The organism is Vibrio sp., assembly GCF_038138445.1.
Classification (GTDB): Bacteria; Pseudomonadota; Gammaproteobacteria; order Enterobacterales; family Vibrionaceae; genus Vibrio.
Map to the genome: position 1 here is coordinate 19,696 of NZ_JAYQDQ010000001.1, position 17,709 is coordinate 37,404.

Annotated in this window: 18 protein-coding genes; 15 read left to right on the forward strand and 3 right to left on the reverse strand. The window is 42.9% G+C overall.

Annotation, left to right across the window (positions count from 1 at the left end; genetic code table 11):
* Window positions 1-10 precede the first annotated feature (10 nt).
* The 7 genes from ribD to pgpA all read left to right on the forward strand — a co-directional run bounded on the left by ribD (window position 11) and on the right by pgpA (window position 5,598).
* The gene (ribD, locus tag AAFM34_RS00090; protein WP_341658753.1) at window positions 11-1,111 is read left to right on the forward strand and encodes a bifunctional diaminohydroxyphosphoribosylaminopyrimidine deaminase/5-amino-6-(5-phosphoribosylamino)uracil reductase RibD; all 1,101 of its coding nucleotides are present in this window, start codon (window positions 11-13) and stop codon (window positions 1,109-1,111) included.
* A gap of 2 nt (window positions 1,112-1,113) precedes the next feature.
* Window positions 1,114-1,764, forward strand: coding sequence for a riboflavin synthase (locus AAFM34_RS00095; RefSeq protein WP_341658755.1), 651 nt, complete (start codon window positions 1,114-1,116; stop codon window positions 1,762-1,764).
* A gap of 75 nt (window positions 1,765-1,839) precedes the next feature.
* A complete protein-coding gene (ribBA, locus tag AAFM34_RS00100) occupies window positions 1,840-2,949 on the forward strand; it encodes a bifunctional 3,4-dihydroxy-2-butanone-4-phosphate synthase/GTP cyclohydrolase II (RefSeq protein WP_341658757.1) in 1,110 nt (369 codons plus the stop codon).
* A 162-nt stretch (window positions 2,950-3,111) separates the two neighbouring features.
* The gene (gene ribE, locus AAFM34_RS00105) at window positions 3,112-3,582 is read left to right on the forward strand and encodes a 6,7-dimethyl-8-ribityllumazine synthase (protein ID WP_341658759.1); all 471 of its coding nucleotides are present in this window, start codon (window positions 3,112-3,114) and stop codon (window positions 3,580-3,582) included.
* Entirely contained in the window at window positions 3,582-4,049 is a 468-nt protein-coding gene (nusB, locus tag AAFM34_RS00110; RefSeq protein ID WP_341658761.1) for a transcription antitermination factor NusB, read from the forward strand. Before ribE ends, nusB begins: the two co-directional genes overlap by 1 nt.
* A 65-nt stretch (window positions 4,050-4,114) precedes the next feature.
* On the forward strand, window positions 4,115-5,086 hold the full coding sequence (gene thiL / locus AAFM34_RS00115) for a thiamine-phosphate kinase (protein WP_341658984.1): 972 nt from the start codon (window positions 4,115-4,117) through the stop codon (window positions 5,084-5,086).
* 8 nt (window positions 5,087-5,094) lie between these two features.
* On the forward strand, window positions 5,095-5,598 hold the full coding sequence (gene pgpA / locus AAFM34_RS00120) for a phosphatidylglycerophosphatase A (RefSeq protein ID WP_341658763.1): 504 nt from the start codon (window positions 5,095-5,097) through the stop codon (window positions 5,596-5,598).
* Window positions 5,599-5,646: 48 nt separating this feature from the next.
* Here pgpA and AAFM34_RS00125 read toward each other — a convergent pair whose 3' ends face one another.
* The 3 genes from AAFM34_RS00125 to map form a co-directional block, all read right to left on the reverse strand.
* The gene (locus AAFM34_RS00125; protein WP_114785220.1) at window positions 5,647-6,030 is read right to left on the reverse strand and encodes a DUF3461 family protein; all 384 of its coding nucleotides are present in this window, start codon (window positions 6,028-6,030) and stop codon (window positions 5,647-5,649) included.
* A 145-nt stretch (window positions 6,031-6,175) separates the two neighbouring features.
* A complete protein-coding gene (glnD, locus tag AAFM34_RS00130; protein ID WP_341658766.1) occupies window positions 6,176-8,797 on the reverse strand; it encodes a bifunctional uridylyltransferase/uridylyl-removing protein GlnD in 2,622 nt (873 codons plus the stop codon).
* A 95-nt stretch (window positions 8,798-8,892) separates the two neighbouring features.
* Window positions 8,893-9,771, reverse strand: a complete 879-nt coding sequence (gene map, locus AAFM34_RS00135; protein ID WP_341658768.1) for a type I methionyl aminopeptidase — start codon at window positions 9,769-9,771, stop codon at window positions 8,893-8,895.
* 352 nt (window positions 9,772-10,123) lie between these two features.
* Here map and rpsB point away from each other — a divergent pair, with 352 nt between their 5' ends.
* The 8 genes from rpsB to rseP all read left to right on the forward strand — a co-directional run bounded on the left by rpsB (window position 10,124) and on the right by rseP (window position 17,709).
* Window positions 10,124-10,852 (forward strand): 30S ribosomal protein S2, encoded by a 729-nt coding sequence (gene rpsB / locus AAFM34_RS00140; RefSeq protein WP_341658770.1) that lies wholly within the window; start codon window positions 10,124-10,126, stop codon window positions 10,850-10,852.
* A 129-nt stretch (window positions 10,853-10,981) separates the two neighbouring features.
* Entirely contained in the window at window positions 10,982-11,824 is an 843-nt protein-coding gene (gene tsf / locus AAFM34_RS00145) for a translation elongation factor Ts (RefSeq protein WP_341658772.1), read from the forward strand.
* A gap of 177 nt (window positions 11,825-12,001) precedes the next feature.
* A complete protein-coding gene (gene pyrH, locus AAFM34_RS00150) occupies window positions 12,002-12,733 on the forward strand; it encodes a UMP kinase (RefSeq protein WP_114785225.1) in 732 nt (243 codons plus the stop codon).
* Window positions 12,734-12,835: 102 nt separating this feature from the next.
* The gene (frr, locus tag AAFM34_RS00155) at window positions 12,836-13,393 is read left to right on the forward strand and encodes a ribosome recycling factor (RefSeq protein WP_114785226.1); all 558 of its coding nucleotides are present in this window, start codon (window positions 12,836-12,838) and stop codon (window positions 13,391-13,393) included.
* 96 nt (window positions 13,394-13,489) lie between these two features.
* Window positions 13,490-14,245, forward strand: a complete 756-nt coding sequence (locus tag AAFM34_RS00160; RefSeq protein WP_341658777.1) for an isoprenyl transferase — start codon at window positions 13,490-13,492, stop codon at window positions 14,243-14,245.
* A gap of 10 nt (window positions 14,246-14,255) precedes the next feature.
* On the forward strand, window positions 14,256-15,098 hold the full coding sequence (locus tag AAFM34_RS00165; RefSeq protein ID WP_341658779.1) for a phosphatidate cytidylyltransferase: 843 nt from the start codon (window positions 14,256-14,258) through the stop codon (window positions 15,096-15,098).
* Between the two features lie 47 nt (window positions 15,099-15,145).
* Entirely contained in the window at window positions 15,146-16,354 is a 1,209-nt protein-coding gene (ispC, locus tag AAFM34_RS00170) for a 1-deoxy-D-xylulose-5-phosphate reductoisomerase (protein WP_341658781.1), read from the forward strand.
* Window positions 16,351-17,709 carry a sigma E protease regulator RseP gene (rseP, locus tag AAFM34_RS00175; protein WP_341658782.1) on the forward strand — a complete coding sequence of 453 codons (1,359 nt, stop codon included), beginning with the start codon at window positions 16,351-16,353 and terminating at the stop codon, window positions 17,707-17,709. The genes ispC and rseP overlap by 4 nt, the downstream gene beginning before the upstream one ends.

Consider the following 17,709-nt stretch of genomic DNA (forward strand, 5'->3'; position numbering starts at 1 on the left):
TAGCAGTACAATGTCTGAATTTTCGTCTCTAGATTATGAAATGATGTCGCGTGCCATTAGTTTGGCAAAGGGCGGCATTTATACCACCCCACCTAACCCAAATGTAGGGTGTGTTATTACCCGTGATAATGCCATTGTTGGCGAAGGTTTTCACTACCGTGCCGGCGAACCCCATGCTGAAGTCAATGCACTTAATATGGCAGGGGACAAAGCCGCTGGCTCAACTGTCTATGTTACCCTTGAGCCTTGTTCTCATTACGGTAGAACGCCTCCCTGTGCATCTGCTTTGATTCAGGCTAAAGTGGCAAAAGTGGTTTGTGCGATGGAAGATCCCAATCCTAAAGTTGAAGGCATTAAAATGCTGCGTGAAGCTGGGATTGAAGTTCAAGTTGGTCTTTTAAAAAATGATGCAGAAGTTTTGAATCCCGCTTTTATTAAAAGGATGAAAACAGGACTCCCGTTCGTACAATTAAAAATGGCCTCCAGCCTTGATGGTCAAACCGCTTTATCTAATGGCCAAAGCAAGTGGATTACTTCAGCTCAGGCTCGAAGCGATGTACAGAAATATCGCGCTCAATCTGATGCTATTTTATCAACCAGCAAGACGGTAATTGATGATAATGCTTCTCTCAATGTACGCTGGTCTGAGTTGCCCGAAACGGTCAAAAAACAGCTTGCCGAGGATGAAGTGCGTCAACCCAAACGAGTTATTTTGGACAGGCAAAACCTGCTTACGCCTGAGCTTAAGCTTTTCTCAACAGAGGGGCCTAGGATCATGGTTTCTGAGCAAGGCGATCTCAATCCTCATCTAACCTCTACAGGTCAAATTGATTTAGTACCCACCTTCGCTGATTTGGCATCAAACTTTGGAATCAATCATCTTTGGATAGAGGCGGGAGCCACACTAGCAACCAGTCTAATTAAGCAAGGTATAGTGGATGAGTTAGTATTGTACTTGTCACCTAAAATCATGGGCAGTGATGGTAGAGGCTTACTCTGTGCACTCGGTTTGCAGTCTATGCAAGATATCTTGGAACTAAATATTTGCGATGTAAGGCAGATTGGCCCTGATATTCGTATTATTGCTAAAGTGGAAAATAAAGAATCTTAGTTATGTTTACAGGAATCATAGAAGCGGTTGGGACATTGACCGCGATTACTCCTAAAGGTGAAGACATCAGTGTAACGGTTGAAGTCGGCAAGCTTGATATGTCTGATGTTAAACTTGGCGATAGTATTGCCACTAATGGAGTTTGTTTGACTGTGGTTGATTATAATTCGACAAGTTATAGTGCTGATTTATCTTTGGAGACTCTAAATAAAACGGGTTTTACTGATTATCAGGTGGGTGGGAAGGTTAACTTGGAAAAAGCCATGCTACCCACAACTCGATTTGGCGGTCATATCGTCTCTGGACATGTTGATGGTGTTGGCGAAATTGTTGAACGTAACCAAGTCGGTCGTGCAATTGAATTCTGGGTCTCTATGCCTCAAGAGTTGTCTAAATATCTTGCGGAAAAAGGCTCTATTACTGTTGATGGTATTAGTTTAACGGTTAATGCATTGCGAAAAAATGCGTTTAAGTTGACGATAGTGCCTCATACCGGAGATGAAACGACCATTAAAGACTTTCATGTTGGGCGTAAAGTTAATCTAGAAGTTGATGTACTAGCTCGTTATATGGAGCGCCTTTTGACTAGTCAATCTTCACAACCAGAATCACGCTTAACCATGGAGTTTCTCCAGCAAAACGGTTTTGCTTAATAAATAGTTTGCAGCGCATGCTGCACTTCTAATAACGATAATAGAGTTCAGTGCCCAAAATACAGGAATCCAGTAATGCCAATTAGTACTCCGCAGGAAATCATAGCAGATATTCGTCTAGGTAAGATGGTTATTTTGATGGATGATGAAGATCGCGAGAATGAAGGGGATCTTATCATGGCGGCAGAGCATGTAACCCCTGAAGCTATCAATTTTATGGCGACTCACGGCAGAGGGCTTATCTGTCTTACTATGACTAAAGAGCGTTGTGAGCGTTTAGGTCTCCCGCCTATGGTTCAAGATAATAATGCCCAGTTTACGACAAACTTTACCGTGTCTATCGAGGCAGCTGAGGGTGTCACAACTGGTATTTCTGCGGCAGATAGAGCAAAAACAGTTCAAGCTGCGGTTGCCATTGATGCCAAAGCAGCAGACTTAGTACAACCTGGGCATATTTTTCCACTTGCAGCGCAAGAAGGAGGGGTACTAACCCGGGCTGGTCATACAGAAGCAGGCTGTGATCTTGCGAGATTGGCAGGATTTGAACCCGCTGGAGTGATTGTTGAAATTCTTAATCAAGATGGCACTATGGCTCGTCGCCCTGATCTCGAAGTGTTTGCAGAACAACATGATATTAAACTTGGGACTATTGCTGATCTTATCGAGTATCGTAATAACACTGAAACGACGATAGAGCGTGTTGCACAGTGTCAATTGCCCACCGAATATGGTGAGTTTGAGCTGGTGACTTATCGAGACGTTATTGATAATCAAGTTCATTATGCTCTGTGTAAAGGTGAGATAACCGAGCATGCGCCTTTGGTTCGAGTTCATCTGCAAGATACCTTTACTGATTTGCTGCGCAGCGATAGAAATGCTGAGCGTAGTTGGACTTTAGATAAAGCTATGAAACGTATTGGTAAAGAAGGTGGAGTATTAGTCATTCTTGGCAATGAAGAATCTAGCGATCTTCTTATTCATCGTGTGAAAATGTTTGAAGCTCAGGATAAAGGTCAAGCACCGACCTTGGCGAAAAAACAAGGTACTTCTCGACGTGTTGGCGTAGGATCGCAAATTTTGGCTGATATTGGTGTTCGTGATATGCGTCTTCTTTCTTCGACAAATAAGAAGTACCACGCATTGGGTGGATTTGGCCTAAATGTCGTTGAATACGTTTGTGACTAATGTGTGAGCAGAGATTTTCTTAATACGAGAGTCGTTTTTTAGATACATTTCCTGTGACTGTTTTTTTCATTGAGTAATGACAAATTACTATTAGATATTGATCACAGGTTTGTGCTAGAATCCGGCGATTCTCACTTGATGAACATAGTTAAAGGAAAGCTTATGAAAGTGATCGAGGGTGGCTTCCCAGCGCCAAACGCAAAAATTGCTATCGTTATTTCTCGTTTCAACAGTTTTATTAACGAAAGTCTATTGTCTGGTGCAATCGATACTTTAAAGCGTCATGGGCAAGTTAGTGATGACAACATCACAGTTGTGCGTTGCCCAGGGGCGGTTGAGCTTTCTTTAGTCGCCCAACGTGTGGCTAAAACTGGTAAGTTTGATGCTATTGTATCACTGGGTACAGTGATCCGTGGTGGCACGCCTCATTTTGAATATGTTTGCAGTGAGTGCAACAAGGGCTTGGCTCAAGTGTCTTTGGAATATAGCCTTCCAGTTGCATTTGGTGTCCTGACTGTTGATACCATTGACCAAGCTATTGAGCGCGCCGGAACCAAGGCTGGTAATAAAGGTGCAGAGGCTGCACTAAGCGCACTTGAAATGATTAACGTATTATCTGAAATCGATTCCTAATGGGGGCCAGCGTGAAACCAGCCGCACGTCGTAATGCACGTCGATTCGCTCTGCAAGCGATCTACTCATGGCAAATTACAAAAGAAAATGTTGCCACAATTGAAGAGCAGTTTTTATCTGGTGGCAAGTATGATGAAGAAGAACATCATGCTGCAGAGCCTTCATTGATTGCGCCAGATACAGATGTAGCATACTTCCGTGATCTGTTAACCGGTGTAGTGCTAAGTCACACAGAACTGGACAGTAAAATCCGCCCTTATACAGCCCGTCCGATGCAAGACTTGGATATGATGGAGCTGGCTTTGCTTCGTCTGGCTATGTATGAAATGACTCGTCGCGAAGACGTGCCATATAAAGTAGTGATTAATGAAGCTATTGAGTTGGCCAAAGTCTTTGCAGCTGAGGAAAGTCACAAGTTTGTGAATGGTGTGCTGGATAAAGCAGCGCCACACGTTCGCAAGAAGTAGGATATATAGCTAAAAAAGGTCAGCAAATGCTGACCTTTTTTATATTGCACGTTACATTGAATACTATGTTTGGTGAATTTAATCTTATTGAAAAATACTTTGTCGGTCGTCAGTCTCGTCGTAAAGATGTGCTGCTGGCAGCTGGCGATGATTGTGCTTTGGTCAAGGTGCCAGAAGGTATGTCTTTGGCGGTTAGTACCGACACTCTGGTAGCAGGAACACACTTTCTTAAAGAGGCTAACCCCGCTTGGATAGCACACAAGGCTTTAGCGTCAAATATAAGTGATTTAGCGGCTATGGGCGCTACGCCTGCTTGGGTTTCTTTAGCTTTGACTCTACCTGAACCCAATGAGTCTTGGTTAGCACCGTTTTGTGACTCGTTTTTTAAGCTTGCCGACTATTTTGATATCCATTTGATAGGTGGTGACACAACCAAAGGACCGTTGAGCTTGACGCTCACGGTACAGGGTTTTGTCGACTCTGAAAAGGCTATTCGACGCGATGGCGCACAGGTAGGTGACTGGATATATGTGACGGGTGAGTTAGGCGACAGTCAAGCCGGTTTGGATGTGATTCTTAATAAAGAGCTGGGTAATAAACCATTTGCTGAGCAGCTTGAACAAGCGCATTATCTATCTACTCCGCGTGTTTTGGCAGGCCAAGCGCTTTTGGGTATAGCAAGCTCTGCGATTGATATTTCTGATGGTTTAGCAGCTGATTTAAAGCATATTCTTAGACGCTCTGATGTCGGTGCTCACCTTGAACTTAGTAAGCTTCCCGTTTCTAATCAATTGATCCAGTTTATGGGCAGTGTGGATAAAGCACTGCAATACGCACTCATAAGTGGTGAAGAGTATGAATTGTGCTTCACTGTACCTGAGCAACATAAAGGAGTGATTGACAGTGCGCTGGCACATTGCGGATGTCAGGTGAGTTGCGTTGGCCAAATTCGTCCCAAAGGACAATTTTCACTTTCAAATAAAGGACAAACCCTTGATTGGCCTCAGCAAGGTTTTGATCATTTTCAACCGAATTAATGAGCAGTATGACAAACCCTTTAACACTTATATCGCTTAAAAACCCTTGGCACCTTCTGGCAACTGGGTTTGGCAGCGGTTTATCTCCCTTTATGCCTGGTACAGTGGGAACACTAGCTGCTATTCCTTTTTACCTTTTGTTAGCTCAGCTACCGTTACCTGTCTACATAATCGCTCTTGTGGTGGCGTCCATAGCTGGAATTAAAATATGTCAAATAACTTCAGATAATATGGGCGTGCATGATCATGGTGCTATCGTATGGGATGAATTTGTTGGCTTTTGGATTACTATGCTGGTTGTGCCCTTATTTCATCTATCTGCAACAGATTGGAAGTGGCTACTTACTGGGTTTGTGTTGTTTAGGTTTTTTGATATGGTAAAGCCATGGCCTATCAATTGGTTAGATAACCATGTCCATGGCGGTTTTGGTATTATGCTTGACGATATTATCGCCGGGGTCATGGCATTTGCCTCGCTTTACCTCGTTGGAAGGTTAGCTGGCTGGATATAATCGCTACTTTTTGAATGCTTGAACGACAGGGTTTTACCCTGTCGTGCTTTATTTTAGCTTTTCGAGGTCAGCTTCGATTTCAGCTATTTTGCTTGAAACAACTTTTTCAAGATGGCGCAGATCTGAAAGGATTTTTTCTTTCGTGTCTACTTTTGTAAGTTTTTTCGGTTTAGTGATGGTATTCAATTCATCAATGATAAGCGTTAGGTTGCGATTTATTTCAGTAACTTCCTTGTATTTATTGCTTCCCCCATCAACCAACACATTTTTAACTTGCCTTGGGTATTTGAATTTGACACTTTTTGCGAATAGCTCGCCTTTTTGTTTACGAAAGTAAATTTTTAATACGTCTTTGTGCGCCTCTTGTCTGAGGGAGTAACGTTCAATTTGTTTAGGCTCTTGAATTCCTAACGCTGTGAGGTGTTGAAACATAGGCGACCTCTTATGATGAATTTAACGACCTTTTGTTTATGTATGCACTGAGAGCATAACGGCTAACAACACTTAATGTAGCAGTGGAATTTAGCTTGAGATAGTTGATTTCTAGCGCGCCTGTGTAACTTGTGGGTGAGATCGCTTAAGGAGCCAGCTTGTTGACACTTTCTATGAGCTGCTGTTGAAGTTCGAGTTCTTCTTTTTCACTCAGCTTAATGCCTTGAGCATTAGTAATAATAAATAAATCCTCAGCCCGTTCACCAATTGTTGTAATTTTGGCACCATGGAGATGTAGATTTAGTTCGGCAAAGGTTGCTCCAACAATCGCCAGTAAACCGGGAGTATCAAGCGCCACAAATTCAAGCAAGGTACGCTTCTTACCTTTGGTTGGTAGAAATTCAATTCGGGTTTTTACTTTAAAATGACGTAAGTTACGGTGAGGGCGGCGCGTTTTTATTTTGCTTGCTCGCCTTTCATTTAGAACGCGCAGTAACTGCTTTATGATTGCAGCATGGCGGCTTTCATCTATGGCATTACCACGTTGATCGAGCACTATGAAGGTATCGAGTACATACCCATCTTTGCTTGTCATAACTTGAGCATCATGTATGTTTAAGTTTCTTCGATCTAATTCGGCGGCTATGGATGCAAAAAGTGCATGTTGGTCACCACTATAGACAAAGACTTCAGTACCACCACGAGTGGCTTTTTTGGATACAAGGATTAGAGGTTGAGTATGATCACTGTGGCGCAGAATGTGTGTGCTGTGCCATGCTATCTGCTTGTGTGAATGCCTGAGAAAGTAATCGGCTTTAAATCGTTGCCACAAAACCTCAATATCTCTAGCATTGAACCCTTCTTTGCGTAAAAGCGCAGAGGCAAGCTGTTGGTTATGACGGATTCTTTCTCTCACATCAACTGGATTTTCAAGCCCTCGACGCAGTGCCCTTTGAGTGGAATAAAATAACTCTGCCAGTAAGGTTCGCTTCCAACTGTTCCAGAGGGCAGGGTTGGTTGCACAAATATCCGCGACAGTTAAGCATACTAGGTACTCCAAATATTCTTCGTCTCTTACCTGTCTAGCGAATTCAGTGATCACATCAGGATCGTAAATGTCGCGCCTTTGAGCCGTTACGGACATTAATAAATGAAACCTAACTAGCCAAGATACCAGCTTGGCTTCATGATTTGAAAGGCTGTGGTTGATACAAAACTCATACGCCTCTTCTGCCCCAATTTCGGAATGATCGCCCCCGCGACCTTTGGCTATATCGTGGAAGATAGCAGCAATGATAAGTAGCTCTTTTTTTTGTATGCGAGGAAACACTTCACAGCAAATAGGATGCTTTTGCTGATTTTCTGGCTGGCTAAAGGTGTGAATATGTTTAAGAAGGCGAATGCTATGCTCGTCAACAGTATAAACATGGAATAAGTCAAACTGCATTTGGCCAACAATTTGGCTCCATTGAGGTAAATATGTCGCAAGCACACCGAGCTTGTGCATCAGAATAAACGCTCTGGTAAGAGAATTAGGGTGACGGCAAAGCTCGAGAAACTTCTCTCTGGCTGCTGGAATAGTGTGAAGAAACTTGTTAAGTCGCCTTCTAGCTGTTCTTAGTTGACGAAGTGTTGATGGTGCGACGCTTTCTATTGTGGAATCATTGGCTATATGTAAAAACATATCGAGTATTGTTTCTGGACGAGATTGAAACAATGCGGGTTTACGTGCTTCTATCAGTGGACCTCGCCTTTGAAAGTCCTGACTGAGTATTTCAGGATCATTTTCAATGCCGTTGTTTAAAATTGCTTGGTCAAATAGCTTAAGTAGCATTTTATTGAGTTCAGCAACACGTCTAAGTGTGCGATAGAACTCCTTCATCATCATCTCAACGCCGCGGTTGCCTTCTCCCGAAAAACCAAGGCTCTCTGCAACTTGTACTTGATGAGCAAAGGTTAGTCGATTGTCGTACCTTTTAAGTTGTAGATGTAGCGCAAAACGCACTCGCCAAAGATAATTTTGGCACTCTAAAAGTTCGCGATATTCTGCATCAGTCAAAAAACCGTATTGACTCATTTCAAGTAAAGAGGTCGCGCCGAAGTGCCTTCTTGCGATCCAGCCTAGGGTATGAATATCACGCAATCCCCCGGGTGTTGACTTGATATCGGGTTCCAAGTTGTAGGTTGTATCATGATAGCGTGAATGACGGTCACGTTGTTCTTGAACCTTTGCTTTATAAAAGGTTTCACTGGGCCAAAAAGACTCGGAATGAATCTCGTGTTGCAGTTTATCAAAGGTTTCTTCACAACCACAAAGCAGTCGTGATTCCTGAAGGTTAGTAGCGACAGTTAAGTCTTCTCGACCTATTGATGAGCACTCACTAATGGTTCTCACTGCGTGTCCAACTTCGAGTTTTAGATCCCACAAAAACGTGATAAAGCGGCTTACTTTTGTATTCAGGCTCTCGGGTAAAACTTGGGTTGAAGTGATCAATATATCAATGTCGGAAAGAGGATGCAGTTCACCTCTACCATAGCCACCTACGGCGACTAGGCAAATATCGGGCTCTGTAGTAAAGCCGAAATAGTGCCAAAGCCTTTTAAGGATTCCATCCATGTAGTTTGCACGGCCTAAGACGAGCTCTGATATCGAGGTGTGAGAGGTGAATTGCCCCTCTTGGTCGTCAGCAAATTTTTTGAGTTGAGATTTAAGCTCAGCAACTGATATTTGATCGTCTTGCAAGTTAGAAGGCGATTGATAAGACATAAGCAAGTCCGTGCGAGGCATCCGTATATAACAATCTATCAAAATGTAGAAGATAAAAAAATATCCTCGTTTAGCGAGGATATTTTATGGTGAAACTAGGCATTATTCATAATTCGTGGAATAGTGTCATCGCTGCGCAGTGTTAGAATTTCACATCCAGTGTCGGTTACCACAACGGTATGCTCATACTGAGCTGATTTCTTACCGTCCCCAGTGTAGACAGTCCAATCGTCTTCCGCGTCAACGCTCACGCCAAATTTGCCAGCATTAATCATGGGTTCAATGGTAAAGCACATGCCTTTTTGCAGCACTCGGCGGTCATTATTTTTGTAGTGAACGATTTGTGGCTCTTCGTGGAACTCATTGCCTATACCGTGTCCGCAGAAGTCTTTTACGATCGAAAACTTATTTCTAGGGTTCTTTTTATTATTTTCCTTGATGTACTTTTCAATCGCTGTCCCTATATCACCGACAGTCGCGCCAGGTTTTACTTTACGTATGCCGACATATAAAGCTTCTTGAGTAACCATGCAAAGGCGCTTATCTGCTGGAGACACGTCTCCGACGAGGAACATTTTAGAAGTGTCACCGTGGTAGCCTTGGGGGCGCACGCTGAGGTCTGCGTTTTCGTCGTTTGGAACGATAACGGTAATGTCGACGTTAATAATATCGCCATTTTTAAGTACGGCCGGTTTTTTCTGGCCGTTACTCCCGATTTCATCTTCTGATGCTGGGATACCGTGGCAAACAATATGGTTTATGGATGTACAGATAGATTTAGGAAATCCATGATAATCAAGAGGTGCAGAGTAAGCCCCTTTCTCAATCCCGTAATCATGACAAATCTTATTCAATTCGTCAGTGGTGACACCTTCCTTGATATGAGGCTCGATCATTTCTAGGATTTCGGCGGCTAATGCGCCTGCGATGCGCATGCGCTCGATTTCTGTAGAGGTTTTTATCTTGATGGACATCGTTTTTTCTCTAATTTAATCAGTAGCACTTATCCGTGCGAATGAGCGCATTCTATCAGGAAGCTAGGCTAATGAGAATGATTCTTCATGTATGCGGTTGAGTGGAGCATTCAAAGCTATAGTCCAATTAACCTCATAGGGTGACTTTTTACTAGCCAAGATGGATGAAAATATGGTATAAAACGCGCCGGAAATGTTGTCTGTTCTCTCCTTAACTGGCGAAGCTGATGACTTCCATAAAACATTTATCTTTAAATCACACACAATCCGTCACATATTCCGGGGTGCTGAGCAATGAGCTTGGTCGGAATTATGGGGGTTGTGGAGGCCTAACCCCATAGAGGAATTTAAAATGGCAACTGTATCAATGCGCGATATGCTAAAAGCTGGTGTTCACTTTGGTCACCAGACTCGTTACTGGAACCCAAAAATGAAGCCATTCATCTTTGGTGCTCGTAACCGTGTTCATATCATCAACCTAGAAAAAACTGTACCTATGTTTAACGACGCCCTAGCTGAGCTAGGTAAAGTCGGTGAGAAAAAAGGTAAGGTTCTATTTGTAGGCACTAAGCGCGCTGCATCTGAAGCTGTTAAAGAAGCTGCTATTGCAAGCAACCAGTACTATGTTAACAACCGCTGGCTTGGTGGTATGCTAACAAACTACAAAACTGTTCGTCAGTCTATCAAGCGTCTAAAAGAGCTAGAAGCTCAGTCTCAAGACGGTACTTTTGACAAGTTGACTAAGAAAGAAGCTCTAATGCGCACTCGTGAAATGGAGAAGCTAGAGAAGTCTCTTGGTGGTATCAAAGACATGGGTGGTCTACCAGATGCGTTGTTCGTAATCGATGCTGATCACGAGCACATTGCAGTTAAAGAAGCAAACAACCTAGGTATCCCAGTTTACGCTGTAGTTGATACTAACTCTAACCCAGACGGTGTAGATTTCGTTATCCCTGGTAACGATGATGCTATCCGTGCGGTACAGCTATACCTAAACGCTGCTGCTTCTGCAGTAACTGAAGGTCGTAACAAAGACGTAGCTGCAGCTGCTGAAAAAGACGGTTTCGTAGAAGCTGAATAATAGCGGCTTTGAGCCATACTTAGCCAGCGTGAGTTAATGTCTATGTTGGCTAAGTTATCATTATCAGCAGGGGCTAACATGTTAGGCCCCTGTTTTTTACCAAATCCAGATTAAACTGAGGAATAGAGAATGGCTGTAACTGCTGCTCTAGTGAAAGAACTGCGCGACCGTACTGGCGCAGGCATGATGGAATGTAAGAAAGCGCTTGTTGAAACTGACGGCGATATCGAACTGGCAATTGACAATATGCGTAAATCAGGTGCTGCAAAAGCTGCTAAAAAAGCAGGTAATGTAGCGGCTGAAGGCGCGATCATCATTAAAGAAGATAACGGCGTTGCTGTACTTCTTGAAGTAAACTGCCAAACTGACTTCGTAGCAAAAGACGCTAACTTTACAGCATTTGCTGAAGAAGTTGCAGCTTACGCGCTTTCTACTAAAGCGACGGCAGAAGAACTACAAGCTAAGTTCGAAGAAACTCGCGTTGCTCTAGTTGCTAAAATTGGTGAAAACATCAACATCCGTCGCGTTCAATACGTTGAAGGTGCTGCAATTGCTTCTTACCGTCACGGTGAGAAAATTGGTGTAGTTGTTGCTGGTGAAGGCGACGCTGAAACACTTAAGCATGTTGCGATGCACGTAGCGGCTTCTCGTCCTGAGTATGTTAACCCTGAAGATGTACCAGCTGACGTTGTTGAGAAAGAAAAAGCAGTTCAAGTAGAAATCGCTATGAACGAAGGTAAGCCAGCTGAAATCGCAGAGAAGATGGTTGTTGGTCGTATGAAGAAGTTCACTGGTGAGATTTCTCTAACTGGCCAAGCTTTTGTTATGGAGCCAAAGAAATCTGTTGGTGAAATTCTAAAAGAGCGTGGTGCTTCTGTTGCTACCTTTGTTCGCCTAGAAGTGGGTGAAGGTATCGAAAAAGGCGAAGAAATGAGCTTTGCTGAAGAAGTTGCAGCTGCTCAAAAAGGTTAATCCTTAGATATGCTATAACTTTAGACCGTAGCCTAGGCTACGGTCTTTTTACGAATGGCATTTGTGTGGTTAATCGTGATGAATAGGTAAGTTTGATGTGACTAACATCATTTTAATTATGACTTACTTGGCTATTCATGACTGTTAATTAATAACTCTCTTTGGAAGGTAAACTCCATGACGACAAACCCTAAACCAGCATATCAACGTATTCTGTTAAAACTGAGCGGTGAAGCTCTTCAAGGTGAAGAGGGTTTTGGTATCGACCCTGCGATTCTTGATCGTATGGCTCAAGAAGTGAAAGAACTGGTGGAGCTTGGAGTACAAGTAGGGGTGGTAATCGGAGGAGGCAATCTTTTCCGAGGAGCAGGGCTTGCAGAAGCTGGAATGAATCGTGTTGTAGGTGATCATATGGGGATGCTTGCAACAGTAATGAACGGACTTGCCATGCGAGATGCTTTGCATCGAGCTTATGTTAATGCTCGGGTAATGTCTGCCATACCCCTTAAAGGAGTCTGTGACGATTACAACTGGGCTGACGCTATTCGTGAACTAAGACAAGGAAGAGTGGTTATTTTCTCAGCTGGTACTGGTAACCCATTCTTTACGACTGACTCCGCTGCCTGCTTACGTGGTATTGAGATTGAAGCCGATGTGGTTTTAAAAGCGACCAAAGTTGACGGTGTATTTACCGCCGACCCTGTAGCCAATCCAGATGCAGAGCTGTATGATAAGTTGGCTTATTCAGAAGTTCTTGATAAAGAACTGAAAGTGATGGATTTAGCAGCATTTACACTAGCTCGTGACCATAAAATGCCAATCCGTGTATTCAATATGAACAAACCAGGTGCACTACGTCGCGTGGTTATGGGTGAAGCAGAAGGCACTCTGATTAGCACTGCTGAATAATTCATTCAACCGCAGCGTGACTAATTCATGCTGCGGCATTGCCTTTTGAAGGATCCTGCTTAGGCTTTCTTCTAAAAAGAATGACACATTTAAGGTGATATCGTGATTAATGAAATCAAACAAGACGCTCAAGAGCGTATGGAAAAAAGCGTAGAAGCGCTAAAAAATAACCTTTCGAAAGTTCGTACAGGTCGAGCTCATCCGAGTCTGCTTTCAGGGATTTCAGTTGAGTACTATGGTGCTCCAACGCCATTAAACCAAGTGGCTAACGTTGTTGCTGAAGATGCGAGAACTCTAGCCATCACTGTTTTTGATAAAGAGCTGGCACCGAAGGTAGAGAAAGCCATCATGATGTCAGACCTTGGACTTAACCCAATGTCTGCTGGAACTATTATTCGTGTACCACTTCCACCACTGACAGAAGAACGACGTAAAGATTTGGTTAAAATTGTGCGTGGTGAAGCAGAAGGTGGACGAGTGGCGATTCGTAACATTCGTCGCGATGCCAATGGTGAATTAAAATCACTGCTTAAAGATAAAGAAATCTCTGAAGACGAAGATCGCAAAGCGCAAGATGAAATTCAAAAAATTACTGATGCTGCGGTGAAAAAAGTCGATGAAGCGCTCGCATCAAAAGAAAAAGAATTAATGGAAGTCTAATTTCATTCATACTCTAAATATAAACAACGCTGTGCTCGCAGTACAGCGTTTTTTTATGCTACTCTTTGTCACCTGCTGATAACCATAAATCCTTGTATGCAAAACACTCAACTATCTTCAGAACTACTCCCCAAGCATATTGCTATCATTATGGATGGTAATGGCCGCTGGGCAAAAGCGCAGGGAAAACCTCGCGTATTTGGTCATAAAAACGGTGTGTCTGCGGTAAGAAAAGCCATTTCTACGTCTGCAAAATTAGGCATTAAAGCCATCACTTTGTTTGCATTTAGCAGTGAAAACTGGCGCAGGCCAGAGGACGAAGTCGGTGTGTTAATGGAGTTATTTATTACCGTTTTGTCTACGGAAGTTAAGAAGCTACATAAAAACAACCTACGCCTACGTGTTATTGGTGATAAAAGTCGATTTAACCCAAGATTACAAAACAAGATAGCCCAAGCTGAATCTTTGACTGCAAGTAATACTGGTATGGTAATTAACATAGCAGCGAATTACGGAGGGAAATGGGATATTGTCGAGGCAACAAAAACTATTGCCTCTAAAGTGGCAAGTGGTGAAGTTGATGCAAATGATGTTAATGAAGAATTGATCACTTCCCACCTTACGATGGCTGATCTCCCTGAAGTTGATCTGTTAATACGAACAAGTGGTGAGTGTCGAATTAGTAACTTCATGCTTTGGCAGATGGCTTATGCTGAAATGTACTTCACACCAATCTATTGGCCTGAGTTCGATGAAGATAGTTTAATTGAAGCAATTACGTGGTTTGTTAATCGGGAGAGACGCTTTGGTTGCACCGACGAACAGGTTAAAGAACTGATCGAAAGCGATTAAGGGTTTAAGTTTGAAACAACGAATTATCACAGCACTGATTCTTGCACCTGCTGTTATTCTTGGTATTTTCAAGTTGCCGTTAGCATTATTTATGCTGGCTGTAGCAACAGTAACTGTTATCGGTTACTGGGAATGGACCCAATTTGTTGAGTCCAAAACGCGTCTTTTAGCACTAATTCCAAGTCTTGTTATTAGTGCCATATCCTTAGCCTTTATTCCTTTTGACGCTAGAAGTTTAAGCTTGATGACTGACGCGCATATCGCTGTGCTTTCAGTAGGAAGTATGTGGTGGATTGTCTCTAGCGCTTTAGTACTTTCTTTCCCTCGCTCCGCCAGGTTTTGGCAAAGTTCCAATTTGCTCAGGCAGGTGTTTGGTGTACTGACTCTTTTACCTTTTTTCTGGAGCATTTTACTTCTACGAGCTGAGGGTATCTATGAGGATAGCTACCATGGGGCTAAGCTAGTGCTTTTTGTATGCTTCATTGTTTGGGCTGCAGATAGTGGCGCTTATTTTTGTGGTAAGAGCTTAGGTCGCCGTAAAATGGCTCCTCAGGTTAGCCCGAATAAAACTATTGAAGGTTTGATTGGAGGAGTAGTTACAGCAATTCTTGTCGGGTGGGGAACTGCTGTTTGGTTTAATATTGAATTCACTAGTACCTTTTCTATGGTAATCATTACATTAATCACAGTGGTGATTAGTGTGCTAGGTGATCTTGTTGAAAGCATGTTTAAACGAGTTTCAGGCATAAAAGATAGTGGTAATATTTTACCAGGGCATGGTGGGATATTGGATCGCGTAGATAGCCTGACAGCTGCTTTCCCTGTATTTGCACTTCTTTACTTCATTTTTTAATTACATCGGCAGGCCTTGACCTGCCTTATGAATTTTACTGGTTTTTTATGCGTAGACTGACAATTCTAGGTGCAACAGGTTCGATTGGTGAGAGTACTTTAAAAGTGATTGAACACAATCCATCTGAGTTTGCTGTTGTTGCATTGGTTGCAGGGACAAACGTCGATAAAATGCGCCAGTTGTGCCAAAAGTGGCAGCCTAAATATGCGGTTATGGCTTGTGAAGAATCGGCACAAAAGTTGAGTGTTCAAATCCAACATCTCAAACTTCCTACAGAAATATTATCCGGACCTGAAGCCATTATTCATGTTGCTTCTTTTGATGAAGTTGACACCGTTATGTCAGCAATTGTTGGGGCTATTGGTCTTGTACCAACAATGGCTGCTGTTAAAGCGGGTAAGCGAGTTTTGTTGGCTAACAAAGAAGCGTTAGTCATGTCTGGAAAATTGTTCATGGATGCAGTAAAAGAGTACGATGCAGAGCTTATGCCTGTTGATAGTGAACATAATGCGATTTTCCAATGCCTTCCTGACGCTATTCAGACCAACCTTGGGGACTGTGATTTAACCCAGCACGGTATCCAGCACATTACGCTTACTGGTTCTGGAGGTCCATTCCGTTACAGTGATATGAGTGTATTGTCGCAAGTCACGCCCGAACAAGCGATCGCACACCCTAATTGGTCTATGGGGCCAAAAATCTCGGTCGATTCTGCCAGTATGATGAATAAAGGCTTGGAATATATAGAGGCTAAATGGCTTTTTAATACGCATCGAGATCAGCTCAAGGTATTAATCCATCCTCAGTCAGTGATTCATTCTATGGTGCAGTATAAAGATGGCTCTTTACTTGCGCAGATGGGTAATCCTGATATGGCGACACCGATTTCTTATACCCTTTCTTATCCTGATAGAGTGCCTGCAGGTGTTGCCCCTCTTGACTTTACTCAAGTCGGTCAGCTTACCTTTCTTGAACCCGACTATCAAAGATACCCATGTTTAAAGTTAGCGATTGACGCTTGCTACGAAGGGCAACATGCCACCACTGCGCTTAATGCGGCCAATGAAATAGCCGTTGAATCCTTTCTTGCACACAAGTTAAAGTTTACCGATATTGCAATCGTTAATGAGCGAGTCGCAAATTTTATTTGTGGTAAGAACAGCGAGTCAGATTGTAATAGCTTGGAAAGTATCATTGAGCTAGATAGAATGGCGCGAGCCTTAGCTGTCGAGACAATTAAAGAGTGTTTATCATGACAGATATCTTATGGAACTTTGTTTCCTTTCTCATCGCCCTTGGTATCTTGGTTGCGGTGCATGAGTATGGTCATTTCTGGGTAGCACGCCGTTGCGGTGTTAAAGTAGAAAAATTCTCCATTGGTTTTGGTAAATCAATTTGGAGCAAAACTGGCCAAGATGGAACCGAGTATAGTCTGTCGATAATACCATTGGGTGGCTATGTCAAAATTCTTGACGGTCGCGTAGATGAAGTTCCGCCTGAGCAAAAGGGAGAGGCATTTGACACTCAGCCTTTATGGAAAAGAACCTCGATTGTAGCGGCTGGCCCAGTATTTAACTTTCTGTTCGCTGTATTTGCATACTGGCTTGTTTTCTTAATAGGCGTACCAGCCGTCAAGCCTGTTATTGGCCAAGTTGAACCTAATTCAATCGCCGCCCGAGCTGGTTTAGAATCGAATACGGAACTTAAATCAGTCTCTGGCGTCAAAACACCGGACTGGGAATCCGTAAACATGGGATTGATTTCACACATCGGTGATAAACAAATGATTTTGACAGTTGCGCCTGCTAATGAGTTTGGTCCCGAAGAGATGAAAACGTTAGATTTGACGGATTGGAGTTTTGATCCAGAAGTAGAATCGGCAATGTCTTCATTAGGCTTTAAGCCTTTTACCCCTGAGATTTCAACACGATTATCTTCAATCACCTCTGGTGGGGCTGGTGATGCTGCTGGGTTACAGCCTGGAGATAAATTGTTATCGGCTAATGGGAAATCTCTCAATGATTGGCAGCAGGTGGTTGAATTAGTACAAAACCACCCTAATCAAGTCATTGATTTAACCGTTGAGCGTAATGGTCAGACTATAGATTTAACCTTGTTACCTGAGAGCAGAACTTTGTCTAACGGTAGAGTCATAGGGTTTGCTGGAATTGCTCCACAAGTCGCAGAATGGCCTGAAAGCTATCGCTTCGATTTGCAATTTGGTGTATTTGAGTCAGTCGGAAAAGCAATTGAAAAGACGGGACAAGTGATAGGCCTCACTATTAGCATGTTGAAAAAATTAATTGTTGGAGATGTAGGGTTAAATAATCTCAGCGGCCCCATTTCAATTGCAAAGGGAGCTGGTACGACAGCTGATTATGGCTTGGTGTACTTTCTGGGTTTTTTAGCCTTAATTAGCGTTAATTTAGGCATTATCAATCTTGTGCCTTTACCCATGTTAGACGGTGGACACCTAATGTTTTTTGCCGTTGAAGCGGTGACTAGACGTCCAGTTCCTGAGCGGGTTCAAGATATGGGCTACCGTATCGGCGGAGCGATTATTTTTTCACTCATGGCAGTGGCAATATTCAATGATTTTGCTCGTTTATAG

Excerpts from the sequence above, each read along its gene's own strand:
- ribD (WP_341658753.1), top strand. The coding sequence starts at position 11 with ATGTCTGAATTTTCGTCTCTAGATTATGAAATGATGTCGCGTGCCATT.
- AAFM34_RS00095 (WP_341658755.1), top strand. The coding sequence starts at position 1,114 with ATGTTTACAGGAATCATAGAAGCGGTTGGGACATTGACCGCGATTACT.
- ribBA (WP_341658757.1), top strand. The coding sequence starts at position 1,840 with ATGCCAATTAGTACTCCGCAGGAAATCATAGCAGATATTCGTCTAGGT.
- ribE (WP_341658759.1), top strand. The coding sequence starts at position 3,112 with ATGAAAGTGATCGAGGGTGGCTTCCCAGCGCCAAACGCAAAAATTGCT.
- nusB (WP_341658761.1), top strand. The coding sequence starts at position 3,582 with ATGGGGGCCAGCGTGAAACCAGCCGCACGTCGTAATGCACGTCGATTC.
- thiL (WP_341658984.1), top strand. The coding sequence starts at position 4,115 with ATGTTTGGTGAATTTAATCTTATTGAAAAATACTTTGTCGGTCGTCAG.
- pgpA (WP_341658763.1), top strand. The coding sequence starts at position 5,095 with ATGACAAACCCTTTAACACTTATATCGCTTAAAAACCCTTGGCACCTT.
- AAFM34_RS00125 (WP_114785220.1), bottom strand. The coding sequence starts at position 6,030 with ATGTTTCAACACCTCACAGCGTTAGGAATTCAAGAGCCTAAACAAATT.
- glnD (WP_341658766.1), bottom strand. The coding sequence starts at position 8,797 with ATGTCTTATCAATCGCCTTCTAACTTGCAAGACGATCAAATATCAGTT.
- map (WP_341658768.1), bottom strand. The coding sequence starts at position 9,771 with ATGTCCATCAAGATAAAAACCTCTACAGAAATCGAGCGCATGCGCATC.
- rpsB (WP_341658770.1), top strand. The coding sequence starts at position 10,124 with ATGGCAACTGTATCAATGCGCGATATGCTAAAAGCTGGTGTTCACTTT.
- tsf (WP_341658772.1), top strand. The coding sequence starts at position 10,982 with ATGGCTGTAACTGCTGCTCTAGTGAAAGAACTGCGCGACCGTACTGGC.
- pyrH (WP_114785225.1), top strand. The coding sequence starts at position 12,002 with ATGACGACAAACCCTAAACCAGCATATCAACGTATTCTGTTAAAACTG.
- AAFM34_RS00160 (WP_341658777.1), top strand. The coding sequence starts at position 13,490 with ATGCAAAACACTCAACTATCTTCAGAACTACTCCCCAAGCATATTGCT.
- ispC (WP_341658781.1), top strand. The coding sequence starts at position 15,146 with ATGCGTAGACTGACAATTCTAGGTGCAACAGGTTCGATTGGTGAGAGT.
- rseP (WP_341658782.1), top strand. The coding sequence starts at position 16,351 with ATGACAGATATCTTATGGAACTTTGTTTCCTTTCTCATCGCCCTTGGT.